Genomic DNA, 16,740 nt, shown 5'->3' with positions numbered 1-16,740 from the left:
CTCGCCCGTCCCGTTTCAAGAGGCGTTGCACCCCGGGGCGCGCGACGTAAGATGGGACAATCGCGCTGTCGCGCTGTCGTCCACTTACTCGCCCGCTCCCGCGGGAAAGGCACACCCTGATGGCCAAGCGCCCCGACTCGTCCGACCTGAACCCGGCCTGGAAGCTCCACGACGCGTTCGAGACCTACGGGGTCAAGAACTGGGGTAAGGGCTACTTCGGCATCAACAAGCAGGGGCACGTCACCGTCCACCCCGACAAGAACACCGACCGCGCGATCGACCTCAAGGACCTCGTCGACCAGATCCGCACCCGCGGCATCGAGCCGCCCCTGCTGCTGCGGTTCACGGACATCCTCCAGCACCGGATCGGCGAGATCGCCGGCGCGTTCGAGAGGTCCCGCAAGGAGTACGGCTACGCCGGCGAGTACCACTGCGTGTACCCGATCAAGGTGAACCAGCAGCGGCACGTGGTCGAGGAGGTGCTGAGCTTCGGGAAGGACTACAACTTCGGCCTCGAAGCCGGCAGCAAGCCCGAACTGCTCGCGGTGCTCGCGCTGACCAACGGCGTGGACACGCCGATCATCTGCAACGGGTTCAAGGACGACGAGTTCATCAAGATGGTGGTGATGTCCCGGAAGATCGGGAAGAACATCATCCCCGTTGTCGAGAAGTTCACCGAACTGGAACTGATCGTCAAGTACATGGAGGAGCTGGGCGTCCGGCAGCCCATCGGCGTGCGGGTGAAGCTCGCGTCGCGCGGCAGCGGCCGGTGGCGCGGCTCGGCCGGGTACCGGTCGAAGTTCGGGCTCACGCTGACGGAGGTGCTCGAAGCCTACGAGTTCCTCAAGAGCAAGGGCCTCGGCGACTGCCTGCAGATGACCCACTTCCACATGGGCTCGCAGGTGTCCGACATCCGCAAGGTGAAGGACGCGCTGTCCGAAGCGGCTCGCATCTACGTGGAACTGTGCCGGCTCGGCGCCGGGCTCAAGTACATCGACGTCGGCGGCGGGCTGGGCATCGACTACGACGGCTCGCAGACCGCGTTCGAGAGCAGCATGAACTACACGCTGCAGGAGTACGCGAACGACGTGGTGTACCGGATCAAGTCGGTGTGCGACGAGGCCGGGGTGCCGCACCCCGCGATCATCTCCGAGAGCGGCCGGGCGCTGGTCGCGTACCACTCGGTGCTGGTGTTCGATGTGCTCGGCACCAGCGACTTCGACAAGTGTACCGCCCCGGACACGCTCCCGGACGACGCCCCCGAACCGATCCGCGACCTGTTCAGCAACTACAAGGAGCTGAACAAGAAGAACTTCATCGAGTTCTACCACGACGCCGTGGACCAGATGGAGAAGACGCTGTCGCTCTTCAACCTGGGCCACCTCACCATCGAGCTGCGGGCGCTGGCGGAGCGGCTGTTCTGGGCGTTCGGGCGGAAGCTCCAGCGGATCGTCCGCGACCTGGACTACGTCCCGGAGGAGCTGAACGGCCTCGACAACATGCTCTCGGACACCTACTTCTGCAACTTTTCGGTGTTCCAGAGCATGCCCGACTCGTGGGCCATCAAGCAGCTCTTCCCGATTATGCCGATCCACCGGCTCACTGAGCCGCCGACCCGGCGCGGGGTGCTGGGCGACATCACCTGCGACTCCGACGGCAAGGTGGACCAGTTCATCGACCTGCGCGACGTGCGCAACACGCTCGAACTGCACCCGCACAACGCCAACGAGCCGTACTACCTGGGGGCGTTCCTCCTGGGCGCGTACCAGGAGATCCTCGGCGACCTCCACAACCTGCTCGGGGACACGCACGCGGTTCACGTGTCGATGGAAGAGGACGGCACCCCGAGCATCGACTCCGTTGTGAAGGGCGACACCGTGACGGAGGTGCTGAACTACGTCCAGTACAACGCCGAGAAGCTCACCGACCGGATGCGCAAGGACGTGGAGAAGGCCGTGAAGCGCGGGAAGATCACGGCGGCGGAGGCGCGGCATTTCCTGCGCTTCTACGAGAACGGGCTCGAGGGCTACACCTATCTCGAAGAGCCCAGCGCGTAGCGGCTGTTGCCGGTGCTTGCCCCGGGACCGTTGCGGCGTATTGTGGCCGGGAAGGTCCTCCGAACGCCCGGGGTTCGCCATGCTGTGCCGCCGGCCCGCATTTGCCGCCGCTGTTCTCGTTTCGCTCACACTTCTGCTCGGCACCTTCCCGACCGGGCTTCGCGCCGACGAAGCGAAGCCCGACCCCACGCTCACACGACAGATCGCGGCGGTCCGGGACGCGCACAAGGTGCCGGCCCTCTGGGCCGGGCTCGTGGAAGGCGAGGCGCTCGTTGCCGTCGCCGCGGTCGGGGTTCGTAAGGTCGGTGCCGACGACTCGGTTACCGCCGCCGACCGCGTTCACATCGGGTCGGACACCAAGGCCATGACTGCGACTTTGCTCGCGGTCCTGATCGAGCAGAAAAAGTTGAGCTGGTCGTCCACGGTCGGTGAAGTGCTGCCCGACCTCAAGGGCAAAATTCACGACGACTACCTGGGCGTTACGGTCTCGCAACTGCTCGCCCACGAGGGCGGGGTGGTGCCGAACGTGCTCTGGTGGGGGACCGATCGGGACAAACCGGTGCGCGATCAGCGGGCCGCGCTGCTGCCGGTGATCCTGAAGAACGCGCCGGCCGACAAGCCCGGGACCAAGTTCGTGTACTCGAACGCGTCGTACGTGGTCGCGGGCGCGATGGCCGAGGCGGTTGCCGACGCCCCGTGGGAAGAGCTGATGCGCGAGCGGCTGTTCAAGCCGTTGAAGCTCGCGAGTGCAGGTTTTGGCTCGCCGGGCAAGAAGGGTGCAACGGAGCAGCCGTGGGGCCACAAGCCCGCGAAGGACGGGTTCGAGCCGACGCAATTCGACAACGCTCCCGTGATCGGTCCGGCCGGTACGGTTCACCTGTCGCTACCGGACTGGGCCAAGTTCGCATCCGCTCACCTCCGCGGCGCACAGGGGAAAGGAACGTTCTTGAAGCCCGAGACGTTTGCCAAGTTGCACACCCCGGCCGAGGGGTTCCGGTACGCCGGCGGGTGGGGCGTTAACAAGGACGCGAACCTCTCGCACGACGGGAGCAACTCGTTCTGGTACTCGCGGGTGCGTCTGGTGCCGAAACAGAACGTCGCCTTTTTGGTTGTGACTAACGCGGGCGGGGATGAGGCTCAGAAGGCGGTGGCGGCGGCCGAAAAAGTGTTGATCGAGTACGCGCGCGAGCGCGCCGCCAAGAAGTGAGCGCAGGGAGGGTCGCGTGCAACCGTTTCACCTCACGTTCACGCTATCGCGTCGGCAGCGGCTCGGGGTCGAGCTGATGCCCTGGCTCCCGGCGGCGGCCGCGACGGTTGGGTTCGGTGTCGGTGCCGTGTACCTGGCGAACACCGTGTCGGTGTGGTTTCTGCTGTTACTCGCCGGGCCGTTGCTCGCTTACCCCGGGTTGTTTCGGTTCGCCTATGAGATCGCGTTCTGTGCTGGGCCGCCGGTCGAGCTGGTTGTTGACGAATCGACGCTGGAAGTGACCGCGTTCGGTGAACGCCGGAAGCTCGCACTCGGTGGGATTTTTCAGGTGTACAAGTCCGAAGGGGTGTGGACCGTTCTTCACCTTGAAGGGGCCGTACTCACGATCCCGGTGGAGGCGATCAGCGACGAACAGATCGGCTACTTGAAATCGTTCGCCCGCCGCGCGGCTGCAGAACGGGCTTGAGACGAGCGGTCACAGGTTATCAGGACGCGATACGCCCAAGTCGTCACAAACACTTCCCGCTTATTTTATAACAATTGACTTGGCGACACGCGAGTTCTCGCGTGATTCTGCTAGCGCCGTCATGGCATCTTTCGCCATTTCAAAGGCTTCTTCCAGCGTGTCCGCTTCGGTCACGAGTCCCTTAATGTAGGGTGCGGTTACCGTATATCCGCCTTCTTCAGCGGCTTCGAGTTCGAGCACCAACTCGCCGTCGGTGACGATGTATTTCTTTGGCATCCTGTGTCCTCCTTTCGAAGTGATACACGCATTTCGCGCGCGACACAACCCTCCCTCTGGGTACACTAGCGGCATCCCGCCTTCGCACTCTGCCGGAACGCCTCGAATGGACCTCGCCGATCTCACGTGGCCCGCAGTTGCGGCGCTGCCGAAGACTACACCCATCATCTTGCCGATCGCCGCCCTCGAACAGCACGGGAAACACATGCCCGTGTTCACTGACTCGATGCTGCTGGGCGAAGTGGTTCGCCGCACGAAGCTCGCGCCGGTAGCAACGAAGTGCCTGTTCGCGCCGCTCCAGTGGCTCGGAAACTCCCACCACCACCTCGACTTCCCGGGCACGCTGTCCGCGTCGCCGCGCGTGTACCTCGACCTCCTGAAAGACCTCGCCGAGTGCTTCATCCGGCACGGGTTCACGCGGATCGCGTTCGTGAACGGGCACGGCGGGAACGTTACTCCCTACCAGCAAGCGCTCTTTGAACTGAAACAGCAGTACCGCGACCGTCGCGATTTGCTTTTGCTCGCGCTGACCTACTGGGACGCGGCCGGTAACCCGGCAGACACCATTCCCGGGCTGGTGCAGGCGCGGATGGGGCACGCGTGCGAATGGGAAACGTCGATGGTGCTGCGACTGCGGCCCGAACTGGTGATCGGCGACGTGGCCGCCGTGCCGGAGGTGCCGCACGGCCGCGAGTTTGCCCCCGGTTATCGTGCCTGGGTGATGCCGGACCGCAGCGAGCCGGGGCACGTCGGTGCGCCGAGTGCTGCGACCGCCGAAAAAGGCGAAGCGTTGTTCGCGCATTTCGCGGCCGGAGTCGTCGCCTATCTGGAGCGGGTTGTGAACTGGGACGGGAGCTGGGACAGCTAAGGGCAGCGCAGAACGAGGAGTGATACCAAGTCCGATTGAAGAGTACCGGTGGTCGGGAGCGCCACCCGCCGGCTGACACCCTCCCGAGGCCGTTATTCTTTAGCCGGATTTGGATGAGGCACGGACGGGTATGGGTTGTGTTTCGTTTACGGCCAACGGGTGCATCACGTGAGCGCTGTTGATTCCTCGCCTCTCGCCCCTCGTTCTTCCTGGCGCTGGTGGGTGTGTGGGGTGCTTCTGCTCGCCACCTTCCTGAACTACATGGACCGGCAGGCTCTGGCGGTCACACTGCCCGAACTGAAGCGCGCGTACAACCTCCAGGAAAAGCGGATCGGGCTGATCGAGGGGTGCTTCGGGTTCGCGTTCGCGGCCGGGTCGATCGTGTTCGGGTTGCTCGCCGACCGTGTCGGCCCGCGCGGACTGTACCCGGTGGTGCTCACCGGGTGGTCCCTCGCCGGGGTCGCGACGGCGTTTGCCGGTGACCCGCGTGCGGTGTCGTGGCTCGAAGGGGCGGGCGACGACCCCGGAACCGGTGTGTTCCGCTGGCTGCTGTTTTGGCGCACGGTGCTGGGCGTGTTCGAGGCGGGGCACTGGCCCTGCGCACTCATCACCGCGCGACAGGTGCTGTCGCGCAAGGACCGCACCCTTGGGAACGGCATCCTCCAGAGCGGCGGGGCCGTCGCGTCGATCTGCATCCCGCTCTATGCCGAACTGATCGAGCGGGTCGGCGGGAACTGGCAGGTCACGTTTTGGTCGATCGGCGTTGTGGGGTTGCTGTGGGTGCCGCTGTGGCTGTTGCTCGTGCCGCGGGGGAGCCTGACCGTTTCTGTCGAACCACCTGACAGGGGCGGCGCCGTGGCCACAGAGCCGGCCGATCGTACCGGGGTATTTCGCCGGGCCTTCGTGCTCGGGCTGATTGTTTGCACGATCACGGTGAGCTGGCAGTTCCTCCGCGCCTGGCTCACGCTGCTCCTCGACTTTCACGAGTACAGCCGACTCGACGCGCGGCTCGCGACGACTGGCTACTTTGTGTCCGCTGAGATCGGTTGCCTGCTCGTGGGGTTTGTGGTGATGGTCTTGGTGCGCGGCGGACGAAGTGTGCGCGCGGCGCGTGTCATCGCGTTCGCCGGTTACGCGGGGTTAACCGCTGTCGCCGCGCTCGTGCCTTTTGTAGGGTCGGGTGCGCTCATGCTGACGGGGTTGATGGTCGCCGGAGCCGGCATCTTGGGTTTGCACCCGTTGTATTACGCGCTGAGCCAGGAACTGCCCCACCGGCACATGGGTGTGCTGTCCGGCGCGCTGGCGGCCGGCGGGTGGGTGGTGTCGAGCGTGTTCCAGATTTTGATCGGCGCTCAGATCCAGGCGACGAAGAGCTACGACGTGGGGCTCGCCATCGCGGGTCTGGCGCCGGTCATCGGGCTGGTTGCCCTTTTGGTACTGTGGAAGGCGCCGCGCCCGGCGGGAGCGGCACACACGGTCACTTGAGTTCGATGTTGAGCTTCTTGGTGTTCTCGTCGATGGTGTACTTGAGGCCCGAGTGTTCCGGGTCTTTGTACTTCGCAGGGAGCGGGGCCGTTTTCGGTGCCGCTGCGCCCTTTCCGTCCGACGAGGACGACGACCGCGGCCCTTCCATGATCCCCACCTGAATTTCGCCGGGGACCACGTCGGTGATTGTGAACGTGCCGTCGGAGTGGATCGGGGCCGTTGCGAACGCGCCGCCGGCACCGACGAAGCGCAGGATGCCCGACTGGAGCGGCGCGCCTTTGTACGTTATCGTCCCTTCGATCGTCTGCTTTTTGATCTCGCCTTTCGAGCAACCCGTTACAACGAGGCAGGCCAGCGCTCCGAGGGCGAGTGCGCGGGAAATGGCATTCATCGGTTCTTGAACTCCTGGGAGAAGGGAAAAGCCGCCGGGGGCGTTCACACGCCCCCGGCAGTTGTGGAAAATTCGTGGGGCGTAACTTACCAGTCGCTACCGAGGACGAGACCGTCCTGCGGCCAGATCGCGCGAACCCACGTCGCACCCGAGACGCCCGAGTTCACCTGCCGCACGCTCCCGTCCATCATCCCGACCTGGCACCCGCCCGCGTCCATCGCCTGGAGCAGGTACGGGTTGCAGTTCTGCACCGTCGGCGTGAGCTGCGGGGTCGCGGCGGTGGAGGCTTCGTTCGGGGTGATGGTGTCGTTGCTCATGATGCGGGTGTCGAAGTACGGCCCGCGCTCCCACCGCCACGGGATGTAGTACGCCCACAGCTTGTGGTAGTACTGCGAGCCGGACGTGGTGTCCGTTTCGCCGGTGCCACACACCGCGTACTGCTCGCCGAAACCCACCGTGTTCGAGGTGCCGTCGCCGATGCCCTGAAGGGTGAGGTTCGAGATCGTGTTGCCGCCGCCCGGGACGCCGAAGAGGGCGTGGTTCGCCGCGTAGTTGTTGTGCGCCCAGGTGCCGCCGTTGCTCTCCACCCAGGTGTCCGGCGGGTTCGAGGGGTCGCGCGGCGACAGATAGGTCTTGATCTTCTTCGACCCGGCCGAAGCGGCCCCGCCTTCCCAGGCCCCGCCGTTGGCCACACCCAGCCGGTACACGTTATCCTGCTCGATGTACGGGAGCAGGAAGAAGAAGACGGACACCTGTCCGCCGCTCGAACCGGTGGGAGGCGGGAGGGCGGCCGACAGCGGGGGCAGTTTGGAGTTGGCGTCGTGGTAACTGTGGCACGCGAGGCTGATCTGCTTCAGGTTGTTGGCCGATTGCATCCGCGCGGCGGCGGCCCGCACTTTCTGAACTGCGGGCAGCAGTAGTCCGATCAGGATCGCGATAATTGCAATCACGACCAGTAGTTCAATCAGTGTGAACGCGCGGCGACGGAATGGAGCGTGAACCGGAGAGGGCATAAGAACTCCTACGAGAAAACAGAGATGGAGCCGCACCCTCTGAGAAGGGGTCGGAACGCAGCACAGATGGGCGCAATTGGGCGGGGCGAAAGCAAGAAAGGGGCGGACAAAGGGCGTTTCGCAGGCTTTGATATTATCGAAGCGCCCAGGTGTCTCTCTCTACCGGTTCATACCGGGATTTCTCATCAACTTTACACACACGTTCCGTGCCGAATGGCGCAGCACCGGCCGATGTCCGGGCTGGAGGATGAGGCCCGGCGCGATTGTTTCGTTGCAGTCGTCGCGACCGTGCCGAGCGGGCTCCGGTGCCGGGCGCGGTCGCGACGATTTCATTTGCAGGCTTTCAAGAACGCGATCAGATCGGCCAATTCCAGAGGCGTGAGTTGCTGCTCCAGTCCGCCGGGCATGAGTGACACTGTGCTGGGTGCAAGGCTCTCGATCTCCGAGCGGGCGATGCGCTCTTCTTTGTCGGCCGCCACCACGATCACGACCTCTTCCGGCGCGTCTTTCTTCAGCACCCCGTTCAAGGTGCGGTCGTCCTTCGTGACCACACGGACGGGCTCGTAACTCCGCACGAAACTGGCGCTCGGGTACAGGATCGATTCCAGCAGGTCGCGCTCGGTGCGGATGCCGCCGATGCGGGTCAGGTCCGGCCCCGCGGTGCCGCCGACGTAGCCGACCTTGTGGCACGCGATGCAGTTCGCCTTCGTGCCGTTGAACACGAGTTGCCCGCGGCGGATGTCGCCGGGTTTCATTTCGCTCAGGAGCTGATCGAGTCTGGCGGTTTCATCTTTGCGGGCCGCTGCGAGTTCGGCGTAGAGCTTTTCCGCTTCCACTTTCACCGTGGCAGGGTACTTATCGAGGATCGGTTTCACAACTTCGGTGCGCACACCCAATCGCACCGAAGATTGACGCAACGATTCGACCAGAGCGATTCCGACTTTCTCATCTGCCGACCTGGCAAACAATTGCAGAATCCGGGAGAACTCGAGCGGGCTGACCGTTTTGAGAGCTGCCGCAAGTGTGGTGAACTGTTCGGGATCGAGTTTCGCCCGGGTAAGGGCTTCGGTCGCAAGGAACCGGTCGGCCGGGGTGGCGTTGCGATCGAGTGCCTTGAGCGCGCGCGTGAGGTCGGCGGGTGTGAGCTTCACGGTGCCCGGCCGTGACGTACTCAAGAGAGCCAGCCGTTCGGAGTCCGTTCGCGGGCGGTTGTGTGCGCCGCGGCCCAGTTCCGCCATCGTCAGCACGTCCGTGTGGTCCTGCTCGCTCGGCGGCACGGCCCGCAGGACGGCGCAGCCGAGCAGCGCGACCGACTCATGCTCCGAGGCGATCGCGCTTGAAAGGCTCAGCTTCCAGGCCGCCGGCAGCGCTTTGAGGCCGGACCGTTCCATCACCCCGAGCGCGAGCCGGGCGGCGGCCGGGTTGGCGGCCGGGGTTTCGCCGAGCACCTTTTGGACGCCCGGGCTGCTTGCGAACCGGACGAGTCGGTTCGCGAGGTCGGCGCGATCCTCCGGTTTTAACTTGTCTGCGGCCTTCAATTTGGTTTTGAAGTACCCTGCAAGCTCATCTCCCCACTGCGCGTTCCGTCCCGCGACCCACCAAGCCGTGTCGCGCATCGCGGCGTCCGGCGCGTCCAGTTCGGCGAGCACTGCCTTCGGTTCGAGGCCGCTGGGGATGTACGACAGGGCGGCGAGGGCCGCGCGGCGCACCCGCGGCGAGGGCGAAGCGAGCCCGGCGCGCGTGCCGGGCGCGTCACCGATCTCGATGAGTGCGTAGGTGAGGGCGTGGTCGAGTTCGCGATCATTTCTCTCGTCCGTGAGCGCGCCGAGAAGGGCCGCGGTTGCTTTGACGTTGCCGATGCGGCCGAGCGCCTCGGCCCCGAGGCGGCGCGTGTGCAGGTCGGGCGACCGGAGGGCCGCAAGAGCTTCCTTGAACCCCTTCGGGTCGCGCGTCAGCGCGATCTCGCGCAGGTGCGACAGCGGGAGGGGCTTCGGCTTCGCCCTTTCTTTGTGCGCCCCGACCTTTTTCACGCGGTAGATGGCACCGGTTACGTCCGGCTTCACGAGCTGCGACGTGGGACAACACAGCTTGTACCAGCCGCCGGTGTCCACGACCAGCAGCGACCCGTCGGCGTCCTCGATCACGTCCGTCGGGTGGAAGTCGATGCTGTCGGACGCGAGGAAGTCGGAGTCGCGCGTTTCGTAGGTCGAGCCCTTCGGAACGAGGACGTGCCGGCTCACCTTCCGCATGTTGAACTGGCAGCAAAAGATGTTGTTCGTGTACTCCGCGCCGAACTGGTCGTTCTCATAGCGGTGCAGCCCGGCCGGCGCCGCCGGTCCGAGGTGCGTCATCGGCGGCATGAGTTGCGGTGAGGTCCACGGGTGGTCGTAAACGACATCGTGGTCCTTGCCGTACACGGCGCCGTAGATCGCGTGAACGAGGCCGTCGCGCCGCCCGTTGGCGGGGTGCTGGAAAAACGTCGTGTTGAAAACGATGTCGCCCGACGGGGTGAACACGAGGTCCACCGGGTTGTCCATGCCGCCGGTCATGACGGGTTCGATGTTCTTGCCGTCGGGCGTGGCGCGGAAGATGTGGGCCGCCCGCGTTCCGAGCTTCTTCCCGTTCGGCAGAACGTACTCCTGCTTCGCGAAGGCGCCCTTCGTCCAGTAGACGTAGCCGTCCGGCCCGGGGTACGGGCCGTGGAGGTCGTTGGCGCAGCCGGTGAGCGTCTTGCCGTCGAACCAGATCTCTTCCCTGTCTGCGATGCCGTCGTCGTTCGTGTCGGTGAACTTCAAGATGTGCGGCGGGGCGGCGACGTACAGCGCGCCGTTGAGCCACATGCACCCCTCGGGGAACATGATGTTCTTCACGAACACGGTCTGTTTGTCGAAGACGCCGTCGCCCTTGGTCGATTCGAGCCGCAGAACGCGGTGCGGCTTCTTCTCCAACTGCACCTTCACGTTCTCGTTCGAGCCGGACGAATCCGTGACGTAGAGGCGGCCCTTTGGGTCGAACGCGGCGGCGATGGGGCGCGGTGCCAGGTCCGCGCCGGCCGCGAGTTCGATGGTGAACCCTTCGGGCAGCGTGAACGTGTGGCCGTTGAGCTTCACCTGATGGGTCGGCACCAGCGGGCGAGGTGCGTCTGCGCCTCGGGCAACGGTTCCGAATGCGATGAGCGACAGCGCGGCGAGCGGGGCGCGGAACATGCAGCATCTCCGGCGGGTTGCGGGAGAGTATAACCGAAGCGAGTGGCGGTGTAAGCCTGCTGGTGCGGCGGCATTCCGTTGACCGTCTCGGGTTTCCGTTCCGCTCACCGGCGGGCTTATACCGCTCACAAGCCTACAATTGGCTCTTGCCTTCCCTATTCCCTTCGGAGCTTGTCCGATGCGCCCGCTCCTCACGTTCGCCTTTGTGCTTGTGCCATTCGTGGCACTCGCGGCCGACGACCCCTACAAACTCGGGGACACGTTCAAGGCGGCCAAGCCCGAAGACCTCAAGGACGTTGCGAGCACCGCGCCGCCCGAAGGGGCCGTGGTGCTGTTCGACGGCAAGGACTTCTCGAAGTGGGTGAAGCGCGACGGGAAGAGTGAGGTGAAGTGGACCCTCAAGGGCGGGGTGATGGAGGGCGTTAAGGGGCACGGCGACATCATCACGAGGGACGTGTTCGGCGGGAAGTTCAAGCTACACGTCGAGTTCCGTGTGCCTTACGAGCCGGGCGGCAGCGGGCAGGGGCGCGGCAACTCCGGCGTGTACCTCCAGGGGCGCTACGAGGTGCAGATCCTCGACAGTTACGGCCTCAAGAGCGGCAAGAACGATTGCGGCGCCATCTACGGGGTCGCGGCGCCGGCGGTCAACGCCTGCAAGGCGCCGACCGTGTGGCAGAGCTACGACATTGAATTTACGCCGCCGAAAGTGGAAAACGGCAAAAAGACCGAACCCGCCCGCATGACGGTGAGTCACAACGGGATCACGATTCACGACGACGTTGCCGTGACCTCGGACAACACGACCAGCGGCCTCGGCGGCGACATCTCGAAGCCCGGCCCGATTTTGCTACAAGACCACGGCCACCCGGTTCAGTTCCGGAACGTCTGGCTGCTGCCGGCCAAGTAGTTCGCCCGGACCCATTCCACAAGGACGACGGACACCTATGGGCATCGACCCGGTTGAACCCGCACTCTCCCCAACCGTAGGCCCCAAGCCCGCCGCCCGCCCAGCAGTTGAAACCGACCCGACCGCCGTTCCCGACCCGGACCCCGGCGTCCCGGCCGGGCCGTACTCGGAACCGGCGGGCGCGACCGAAGCGGTCGGGGCCGCCGTGGCCGAGACACACGCTACGCATGCGCCTTCGACCGACACCCCCGGCGGTTCGCGCGAACTGCTCAAGCTCGCGCTGCCGCTGATCGTCAGCCAGAGCTTCATGACGGTGCAGGTGTTCGTGGACACCGTGCTCCTGTCCTGGCACGACCCGCGCGAGATGGCCGCGTCGTTCCCGGCGGTCATGTGGTACTGGCTGTTCTTCGGCGTGCTTCAGGTCACGGCCGGCTACACCTCGACGTTCGTCGCCCAGTACACCGGGGCCAAGCGCCCGCACCGCGTCGGCGCCGCCGTGTGGCAGGGGATTCACTTCGCCGTTGTCGCGGGCGTGCTGTTCCTTGTGGTGGTTCCGGCGTCCCCGCACCTGATTGCGGTGGGCGGGCACACGCCGGAGATCCAGCGGCTCGAGACCATTTACTTGCGGTGTCTCGCTTTCGCGGCCCTGCCGATGCTCGTGATGGGCGCGATCAACGGGTTCTTCTCCGGGCGCGGGCAGACGTGGACCGTGCTCGGAATCGAAGCGGCCGGCACGGCGGTGAATATCGCATTCGCCTTAGTACTGATTTTCGGCCGACTGGGCTTTCCGGAACTGGGCATCGAAGGCGCTGGGTGGGCGACGGTAGCGGGGTCGTGGGCGGCGGCGCTGTTCGCGCTGGCGCTGATGCTCCGCAAGAAGTACCGCGACGAGTTCGGCACCTTCAGCGGGTGGAAGCCGGAGCGCGAGCTGTTCCGGCGGCTGATGGTTTACGGCGGTCCGGCGGGGATGCAGGTGTTCCTCGACGTGCTGGTGTTCAACGCCTTCACGCAACTGGTCGGGCGGCTCGGGGACGCGGCCCTGGGCGCGACGACCCTCGCCATCCGGCTGAACATGATCGCGTTCCTGCCGATGATGGGGATGGGGCAGGCGATCTGCATCATGGTGGGGCAGCGGCTCGGCGGCGACCGCCCGGACCTCGCGGAGAAGAGCACCTACACCGGGCTGAAGTGGACGTTCGGGTACATGTCCCTGATCGCGCTCGCTTACGTCACCATTCCGACGGTGCTGCTGTCGGTGTTCGAGGGGGATAAGGAGCCGGAGCAGTTCGCGGCGATCGCGGCGCTGGTTCCGAACCTGTTGCTGTGCGTGGCGGTGTTCTCGGTGGCGGACGCGATCAACGTGTCGTTCGCGTTCGCGCTCCGCGGGGCCGGGGACACCAAGTACGTGACCGCCCTCACGTTCGCGCTGGCGTGGCCCCTGATGGTGATCCCGACCGCGGTCGTTGTGTTCAACGGCGGGAACCTGTACTGGTGCTGGGTGTTCGCGACGCTGCACATCATCGGGATGAGCGTGTGCTTCTGGTTCCGGTTCCGCGGCGGCAAGTGGAAGTCGATGCGCGTCATCGAGCCGGGGTTAAGTGAATAGAAGGGTGTTAACCGCAGAGGGCGCAGAGAAGACAAGAAAGGTGTTCACCGCAGAGGGCACGAGAGGGCGCGGAGAAAGACCTTGAGAGTTCTCGGACTCTCAATGCCTTTCTCCGCGCCCTCTCGTGCCCTCTGCGGTGAACACGCTTATTTCTTGCCTTTCAACAGCTTCAAGTGGACGGCGGCCACGTCCCACATGTAGTGGCCGATTTCGTACTTCTCGACCGCCGTCGCCATGTGCTCGAGGCACTTCTTCGCGTCGCCTTCGGTTTCGTAGTACAGCGCGACGTACAGGTTCGCGTAGAACCGCGCTTCCTTGAGCCCCTCGCCGTCCAGTTGCGCGTCCTCGGCGGCAGCGAGCACATCCTTCGGCTTGATCTTGCCCGCGAACAGTTCCAGCACCTGCTTCATGGGCACCCGCGCGTCCTTCGTTACCGGAATCAGCTCCGCGCGGGCCTTCTTGGGCGTGTTCGCGCGGGCGTTGCAGAGGTAGTGCCACACCGAGTTCTCGACGTCCTCGCGCGCCTTCCCTTCGGCCGCGTCGAACTGCGCCGCCCCGTCCTTGAACCGGCCGGCGTAGTACAGCGCGATCCCGCGCCGCCAGTGGTCCGGGGCCGCCTTCGGGTTGTGCTTGAGGTACTCGTCGAAGTCCGCGAGGGCTTCCTTGAAGTTCCCCTGCTTGAGTTGCGCGTCGCCGCGGGCGTCGTAGGCCTTCGCCTCTTCGGGCACGAGCTTGATGAACTGGCTCCACGCCTTTACGGCCTCGGCGTGCTGGCGCAGCTCGGCGTGGGCGTTTGCCGCAGCGAACGGCGGGCCGGGGTTCGTGGGGTCGAGTTCGGCGGCCTTCTTCGCGAGCGGGATCACCTTCGCGTATTTTCGGTCCTGCATGAGAGATTTGATCTCGCCGAGCAGCTTCGTCAGCTCCTCTTTGTCTTTCTTTTCCTGGCCGCCGGCCCCGAGCGCGCACGCGCACAGGGCGAACACGACGGCAGTACACAAGCGCATGATTTAATCCTCGCGAGGGGTGAGAGGGTTGATGCTACCCCGGGGCGCGGGCGTATAACAGCTTGCGATTCCCATTCCTGGCGCGCGGAGGTGCGGCGATGGCGGGTGCGGCTCAGCCCGACGGGCTGGACAAGCAGAAGATGAAGCAGATCCTGGTGCCGGCGCTGGCGGTCGGCGTGATCATCGTGCTGGTGTCGCTGGTGATTTACGTGTCCGACGCCGCGACGGCGAAGAAGATGTCCGACGGGTCGGATGGGTCGCCCGACGATCCCGGTTTGAAGGAACTGACCCCGGGCGTGAAGTACCGCGACATCAAGGCGGGGGTCGGCGAGGAGTGCCCCGCGGGGGCCGAGGTGAAGATCCACTACACCGGGTGGCTGGTGGACGGGACGCAGTTCGACAGCAGCAAGGACCGCGGGCAGCCGGCGCAGTTCAAACTGGCCGGGCTCATCAAGGGCTGGCAGGAGGGCATCCCGGGCATGAAACCGGGCGGCATCCGCAAGCTGGTGATCGCGCCCGACAAGGGTTACGGGTCGACGAGCAAGGGCAAGATCCCGGCCAACAGTACCCTCATCTTCGAGGTCGAGCTGATCGAGGTGATGTCGCAAAAGAACGTGACCACCGGTCCCGGGAAGCCGATGTCGGACGGGTCGAACGGCGGCACCGACGATCCCGGCCTGAAGGACATCGGCGAGGGGCTGAAGGTCCGCGACCTGAAGGAAGGCACCGGCGAACCGGCCGCGCCGGGCGCGACGGTCACGATCCACTACACCGGGTGGCTGGTGGACGGGACGCAGTTCGACAGCAACAAGGGCAAGGCGCCGAACACGTGGCCGCTGACCAGTCTGGTGCAGGGCTGGCAGAAGGGCATTCCGGGCATGAAACCCGGCGGCATCCGCAAACTGGTTGTGCCCTCTGATCTGGGGTACGGCGAGCGCGGCAGCGAGCCGAGCATCCCGGGCGGCGCCACCCTGATCTTCGAGGTGGAGTTGGTCAAGTAGCGACTGAGCGGTCGGGCCGCCTCCGGTCCCCTGACACGGGTCCGGGGCGGCCGATCTGACTTACCGTTGCACCCGCGCCCCGGTGCCGGCGGCGAACGCATCGACCTCGGCGAGCGTCGCCATCGTGGTGTCGCCGTGGTAGGTGGTGAGCAGCGCGCCGTGCGCCCAGCCCAGGTTCAGCGCCTCCTGCGGCTGGCGCCCGGCGAGCAGGCCGTAAATGGTGCCCGCGGCGAACCCGTCGCCGCCGCCGATGCGGTCTATCACGTCGAGCTGGGCGGTCGGGCTGATGTACCGCTGCCCGTCCATCCACAGCACCGCGGCCCAGTCGTGCCGGTTCGCCGAGTGCGTCTCGCGCAGCGTGGTGGCGACCAGTTTGATGTTCGGGAACTCCTTCACGGTGTTCTCGATCATCCCGAAGAACACGTCGGGGTTCAGCTTCGACTCTTCCTTCTTGGTCACCTCGGGGCCTTTCACGCCGAGCCCCTTCTGCATGTCCTCTTCGTTGCCGATGAGGCAGTCCACGTTGGCCACGATCTTGCGCAGCACCTCAACGGCCCGCTTGTCGCCGCCGACCGTCTTCCACAGCTTGCCGCGGTAGTTCAGGTCGAACGACACGACCGCGCCTTGCGCCTTCGCGGCCTTCATCCCGTCGATGATGAGGTCCGGGTTGGCTTCGGAGAGCGACGCGAAGATGCCGCCGGAGTGGAACCACCGGCACCCGCCGGTCATGATCGCCTTCCAGTCGAAGTCGCCGACCTTCAGGAGCGCAGCGGCCTCGTTGGCCCGGTTGTAGAACACGACCGGGGCGCGCACGCCCTGGCCGCGGTCGCTGTACACCGTGGCGATGTTCGGCCCGCGCACGCCGTCGTGCTCGAAGTGCTTGTAGAACGCGGCCACGCCCATCTCGCGGACGCGCGCCTGGACGAGGTCGCCCACCGGGTTGTTCACCATCGCGGTGGCGACGCCGGTCTTCAGCCCGAAGCAGTCGGACAGGTTCGCGGCGACGTTGTACTCGCCGCCGGACACGTGGATGTCGAAGTTACGGGCCTTGCGGAACGGGACGACGCCCGGGTCGAGCCGGTGGACCAGCGCGCCGAGGGAAAGGAAGTCGAGGGCGCAGGCGTCGGTGCGGATGGCGAGAGGCATCGGAAGGAAGCTCCGTACAGCGGGACGAGTCACCCGCTGTTGTACGGAGGACGGGACGCGCGAGGAGCGGAGCGCGGTGAAGCCGCGGCGGCGGTAAACCCGGTACT

General features: G+C 65.5%; 14 protein-coding genes. 8 read left to right on the top strand and 6 right to left on the bottom strand.

Annotation, left to right across the window (positions count from 1 at the left end):
* Positions 1–119: 119 nt before the first annotated feature.
* The 3 genes from speA (at position 120) to GobsT_RS37300 (ending at position 3,730) form a co-directional block, all read left to right on the top strand.
* Positions 120–2,057, top strand: coding sequence for a biosynthetic arginine decarboxylase (gene speA, locus GobsT_RS37310; protein ID WP_010040798.1), 1,938 nt, complete (start codon positions 120–122; stop codon positions 2,055–2,057).
* Positions 2,058–2,136: 79 nt separating this feature from the next.
* Complete coding sequence (locus GobsT_RS37305; protein ID WP_010040799.1) at positions 2,137–3,264, top strand: serine hydrolase domain-containing protein; 1,128 nt, start codon at positions 2,137–2,139, stop codon at positions 3,262–3,264.
* A gap of 16 nt (positions 3,265–3,280) precedes the next feature.
* A complete protein-coding gene (locus tag GobsT_RS37300) occupies positions 3,281–3,730 on the top strand; it encodes a hypothetical protein (RefSeq protein WP_010040800.1) in 450 nt (149 codons plus the stop codon).
* A 60-nt stretch (positions 3,731–3,790) separates the two neighbouring features.
* Here GobsT_RS37300 and GobsT_RS37295 read toward each other — a convergent pair whose 3' ends face one another.
* Positions 3,791–4,006 carry a type II toxin-antitoxin system HicB family antitoxin gene (locus GobsT_RS37295; RefSeq protein ID WP_010040803.1) on the bottom strand — a complete coding sequence of 72 codons (216 nt, stop codon included), beginning with the start codon at positions 4,004–4,006 and terminating at the stop codon, positions 3,791–3,793.
* A 106-nt stretch (positions 4,007–4,112) separates the two neighbouring features.
* On the opposite strand from GobsT_RS37295, the gene GobsT_RS37290 reads away from it, so the two are divergent.
* Together GobsT_RS37290 and GobsT_RS37285 are read left to right on the top strand one after the other, a co-directional pair.
* A complete protein-coding gene (locus tag GobsT_RS37290; protein WP_010040805.1) occupies positions 4,113–4,874 on the top strand; it encodes a creatininase family protein in 762 nt (253 codons plus the stop codon).
* 231 nt (positions 4,875–5,105) lie between these two features.
* Positions 5,106–6,359, top strand: coding sequence for an MFS transporter (locus tag GobsT_RS37285; RefSeq protein WP_010040807.1), 1,254 nt, complete (start codon positions 5,106–5,108; stop codon positions 6,357–6,359).
* Here the strand turns inward: GobsT_RS37285 and GobsT_RS37280 are convergent.
* From GobsT_RS37280 to GobsT_RS37270, 3 genes are all read right to left on the bottom strand, one after another.
* A complete protein-coding gene (locus tag GobsT_RS37280) occupies positions 6,352–6,750 on the bottom strand; it encodes a hypothetical protein (RefSeq protein WP_010040809.1) in 399 nt (132 codons plus the stop codon). The two genes, GobsT_RS37285 and GobsT_RS37280, sit on opposite strands and share 8 nt — an antisense overlap.
* Positions 6,751–6,836: 86 nt before the next feature.
* Positions 6,837–7,763, bottom strand: coding sequence for a DUF1559 family PulG-like putative transporter (locus GobsT_RS37275; protein WP_010040811.1), 927 nt, complete (start codon positions 7,761–7,763; stop codon positions 6,837–6,839).
* Positions 7,764–8,092: 329 nt separating this feature from the next.
* A complete protein-coding gene (locus GobsT_RS37270; RefSeq protein WP_010040813.1) occupies positions 8,093–10,969 on the bottom strand; it encodes a PVC-type heme-binding CxxCH protein in 2,877 nt (958 codons plus the stop codon).
* Between the two features lie 178 nt (positions 10,970–11,147).
* Here GobsT_RS37270 and GobsT_RS37265 point away from each other — a divergent pair, with 178 nt between their 5' ends.
* The gene (locus GobsT_RS37265; protein WP_010040815.1) at positions 11,148–11,876 is read left to right on the top strand and encodes a 3-keto-disaccharide hydrolase; all 729 of its coding nucleotides are present in this window, start codon (positions 11,148–11,150) and stop codon (positions 11,874–11,876) included.
* Between the two features lie 37 nt (positions 11,877–11,913).
* On the top strand, positions 11,914–13,482 hold the full coding sequence (locus GobsT_RS37260) for an MATE family efflux transporter (protein WP_010040818.1): 1,569 nt from the start codon (positions 11,914–11,916) through the stop codon (positions 13,480–13,482).
* Positions 13,483–13,628: 146 nt separating this feature from the next.
* On the opposite strand, the gene GobsT_RS37255 is transcribed toward GobsT_RS37260, so the two are convergent.
* Complete coding sequence (locus tag GobsT_RS37255; RefSeq protein ID WP_010050033.1) at positions 13,629–14,486, bottom strand: tetratricopeptide repeat protein; 858 nt, start codon at positions 14,484–14,486, stop codon at positions 13,629–13,631.
* A 98-nt stretch (positions 14,487–14,584) separates the two neighbouring features.
* Between GobsT_RS37255 and GobsT_RS40330 the strand changes: the two genes are divergently transcribed.
* A complete protein-coding gene (locus GobsT_RS40330; protein WP_010050031.1) occupies positions 14,585–15,487 on the top strand; it encodes an FKBP-type peptidyl-prolyl cis-trans isomerase in 903 nt (300 codons plus the stop codon).
* 60 nt (positions 15,488–15,547) lie between these two features.
* On the opposite strand, the gene GobsT_RS37245 is transcribed toward GobsT_RS40330, so the two are convergent.
* On the bottom strand, positions 15,548–16,633 hold the full coding sequence (locus tag GobsT_RS37245; protein WP_010050030.1) for a sugar kinase: 1,086 nt from the start codon (positions 16,631–16,633) through the stop codon (positions 15,548–15,550).
* Positions 16,634–16,740: the final 107 nt, after the last annotated feature.

Source organism: Gemmata obscuriglobus (assembly GCF_008065095.1).
GTDB lineage: Bacteria > Planctomycetota > Planctomycetia > Gemmatales > Gemmataceae > Gemmata > Gemmata obscuriglobus.
The sequence above is the reverse complement of the archived record's forward strand: the minus strand, read 5'-3'. Positions and strand labels throughout refer to the sequence as shown.

Bases quoted from the DNA above. Each gene is read 5' to 3' on its own strand.
- GobsT_RS37255 (WP_010050033.1), bottom strand. From the start codon at position 14,486: ATGCGCTTGTGTACTGCCGTCGTGTTCGCCCTGTGCGCGTGCGCGCTC.
- GobsT_RS37275 (WP_010040811.1), bottom strand. From the start codon at position 7,763: ATGCCCTCTCCGGTTCACGCTCCATTCCGTCGCCGCGCGTTCACACTG.
- GobsT_RS37290 (WP_010040805.1), top strand. From the start codon at position 4,113: ATGGACCTCGCCGATCTCACGTGGCCCGCAGTTGCGGCGCTGCCGAAG.
- GobsT_RS37270 (WP_010040813.1), bottom strand. From the start codon at position 10,969: ATGTTCCGCGCCCCGCTCGCCGCGCTGTCGCTCATCGCATTCGGAACC.
- GobsT_RS37305 (WP_010040799.1), top strand. From the start codon at position 2,137: ATGCTGTGCCGCCGGCCCGCATTTGCCGCCGCTGTTCTCGTTTCGCTC.
- GobsT_RS40330 (WP_010050031.1), top strand. From the start codon at position 14,585: ATGGCGGGTGCGGCTCAGCCCGACGGGCTGGACAAGCAGAAGATGAAG.
- GobsT_RS37260 (WP_010040818.1), top strand. From the start codon at position 11,914: ATGGGCATCGACCCGGTTGAACCCGCACTCTCCCCAACCGTAGGCCCC.
- GobsT_RS37280 (WP_010040809.1), bottom strand. From the start codon at position 6,750: ATGAATGCCATTTCCCGCGCACTCGCCCTCGGAGCGCTGGCCTGCCTC.
- GobsT_RS37245 (WP_010050030.1), bottom strand. From the start codon at position 16,633: ATGCCTCTCGCCATCCGCACCGACGCCTGCGCCCTCGACTTCCTTTCC.
- GobsT_RS37295 (WP_010040803.1), bottom strand. From the start codon at position 4,006: ATGCCAAAGAAATACATCGTCACCGACGGCGAGTTGGTGCTCGAACTC.
- GobsT_RS37265 (WP_010040815.1), top strand. From the start codon at position 11,148: ATGCGCCCGCTCCTCACGTTCGCCTTTGTGCTTGTGCCATTCGTGGCA.
- speA (WP_010040798.1), top strand. From the start codon at position 120: ATGGCCAAGCGCCCCGACTCGTCCGACCTGAACCCGGCCTGGAAGCTC.